Genomic DNA, 2,762 nt, shown 5'->3' with positions numbered 1-2,762 from the left:
CATCGACGGCGCGCGCGGCGTCTGGCTGGCCCCCGGGTTCCCCCCGCTCGACACCGCCCCGCCACTCCGCCAGCCGGTGGCGAGTCTGCTGCGTCAGCTCGACGCCGAACTGCCAAAGGGCACGCCATTGACCGTGCTGGTGCCGGCGATCGTGGATGGGATGGACGGTGCGCTGCCGGCACTCTCCCGGCGAGTGACCTGGCGGATGGTCGGTGGAGCCGTGCCCGCGCCGCCAAGACCCATCCCCGCGCCGCGGCTGATCGTGCAGGGGGGCGGACCTGGTACGCGCGTCCTGCGTGCCGTCACGGCTGCGTGGGGTGGCGGGCCGGACGCACAGCCGATCATCGCTGACATGGCGGCAGGCCCGTTGCCGGAAATTGTGCGTGACCATGTGGCGGCCGGGGGAACCGCGTTGATCGGTCCGCGCAGCGCGGTTTCCACGACATGGGCCGATGCCGACAGCATCATTCCCGCACAGCAAGCATCGATCGGGCGCGGCAGGCTGGTACGCTTGACCCGCCCCCTCGATCCGATCGCCATGCCGATCGTTCTTGAACCGGATTTCCCCACGCAATTGCGTAACCTGCTCCAACCCTTGCCCCCGCCCACACGCGCGCCTGCCTCGCACGCCGTCCCTTTGACCGGCGGCCCGGAACCGGACCGACCCCAACGGGATCTGACGTCCTTCCTCATCTGGGCGATCGTCCTGGTGTGGGTGGCCGAACGATGGCTGGCGACCCGGTCGCGCCGGGCGTCGTCGCCATGAAGCATGAGATCATCGCGAGACTGGCTGTGCCGGCGCGTCGTCGGGCGTGGCAGGTCGTGGTGGCGCGGACGGTGGCGCCGGCGGCGGCACTGGCGCTGGCCGCATGGTGGGCGGGCGGCGTGTTGCTGGCGGTGTGTGTGTCAGCGTTCGTGGGAGGCGTGATCGCGGCGACCGCGATGCGGGAGGCGGGGCGCCTAGACGAGAGCTGGCTTGTCGCCACGCTTGACCGAGCGCATCCCGAACTGGAAGACTCGACGGATCTGGTGTTCGCCGATCCAGCCGGGTTGAGCCCGCTGCAATGGTTGCAGGCGGGCAGGATCGCCACGCGGGTCGAGAGGCTTTCATCTCGGCCGTTGCTCGAACCCTGGCCAACGCGCGATATGGTGATCGGTGCGATCATCGTGATCGCGGTTGCCGGGGCCGTTCTGGCTTGGCCGGACCAAAGGGCTCCGGTGCTTGCGCCAGCGGATGAAGGGCTATCGGCGTCGCCGGGGGTGCCGCGGCTGGTCGGGCAGCAGTTGATGGTGGAGCCGCCGGGATACACCGGTGCGCCGACGCGCTCGCTCGACACGCTGGACGCGCGGGTGCCAGAGGGCAGTCGGCTGGTCTGGACGTTGCGCTTTGCGCCGCAACCTTCAAATGCCTCGCTGGTGAAGCATGATGGCGCGCATATTGTCTTGCGTTTGCGGGAGGGAATGTGGCGCGCGTCGCACCGGGTGACGCAGTCGTTGCTGTACCGGGTGCGTCCGGAAGGGGGCAGGGGGGTGCCGCCGTTGCACCGGATCGAGATGATCGCGGATCGGCCGCCCGAGGTGCGGATGGTGACGCCGAGGGAGACGTTGAACACGGCGACGGCGGGGCAGCGCATCTGGCGGGTGATGTTCGAGGCGGTGGACGATTACGGGGTGGTGCCGGCGGCGACGCTGAGGCTGATCCTGGCGCAAGGCGAGGGGGAGAATGTCACCTTTCGCGAACGCAGCCTGACGGTGCGGGGTGTCGGCGATCGGCGGCGAATGCGCTTCGGGGCAGGTATCGATCTGGGTGCGATCGGCTTTTCCGAGCCGGGCGACCTGATCGCGCAACTGACGGTCCGCGATGCCGAAGGGCACCGTGTACAAGGGCCGGGCGTAATCCTGAGGCGCCCGCCGCCTCGCCCGGCAGACAGCGGACTGGAGGCGATGACGCGCCAGGCGCTGCCCGCCTATTTCCGCAGCCAGCGGCAGGTGATCATCGATGCCGAGGCGTTGATCGCATCGCGCCCGCGACTGGCGGCGGATCGCTTCCTGTCCCGGTCCGATGCGATCGGCGACGATCAGCGATTGCTGCGCATGCGGTACGGGCAGTTCATGGGGGAGGAGAGCGGCGGCGGAGCGACCGCCGCGATGCCCACCAACGATGCCGAGGAAACATCCCACGAGGCAGAGGCGGGGCACGAACATCAGGAGGCTGCATCCTCCGTCTTCGGCGCGCTGGGCGACATCACTGCGGAGGTGGGGCACACGCATGACGAGCCGGAGGCAGCGACCCTGCTGGACCCGGAAACCCGCGCGACACTGCGACAAGCCCTGGACGCGATGTGGCAATCCGAATCCGCGCTGCGCGTGGGCGAGCCCAAGCGGGCGCTCCCCCATGCCTATCGTGCGCTGCGCTTCATCAAGCAGGTGCAACAGGCGACCCGCATCTTCCTGGCGCGCACCGGTCCGCAGTTGCCGCCGGTGGATGAAAGCCGGCGGTTGACGGGGAAGCGCGAGGGGATTGCGGGTCGGCCGTTGCCGGATCTGGCGGGACGTACGCTCGATCCGGCGGCGGGGGCGGCGTGGCGTGCGTTGGAGAACGGGAAGCAGGTCGATCTGTCGGCACTGCAGCGCTGGGCGGCGGCGAATGCGTCGCGGATAGCGGATCCGCTGGCGTTGGCGGCGGCGATCGACGCTGTGCGGGTGGAGCCGGGCTGCGCCGCGTGCCGGGCGCGGCTGCGGGCGCAGTTGTGGGGCGTGAT

The 2,762-nt window shown here is 69.8% G+C and carries 2 protein-coding genes; both read left to right on the top strand.

Features of this window, described 5'->3' with window-relative positions; all coding sequences use genetic code 11:
• The coding region (locus Q0U08_RS19555; protein WP_298093452.1) for a hypothetical protein at positions 1-766 on the top strand (766 nt) is incomplete at its 5' end.
• Positions 727-2,762 (top strand): DUF4175 family protein (locus Q0U08_RS19550; RefSeq protein ID WP_298093450.1); only part of this gene is annotated, 2,036 nt, incomplete at its 3' end. The genes Q0U08_RS19555 and Q0U08_RS19550, both read left to right, overlap by 40 nt.

It is taken from the genome of uncultured Sphingomonas sp. (genome assembly GCF_946477935.1).
In the GTDB taxonomy this organism is placed as follows: domain Bacteria; phylum Pseudomonadota; class Alphaproteobacteria; order Sphingomonadales; family Sphingomonadaceae; genus Sphingomonas.
The sequence above is the reverse complement of the archived record's forward strand: the minus strand, read 5'-3'. Positions and strand labels throughout refer to the sequence as shown.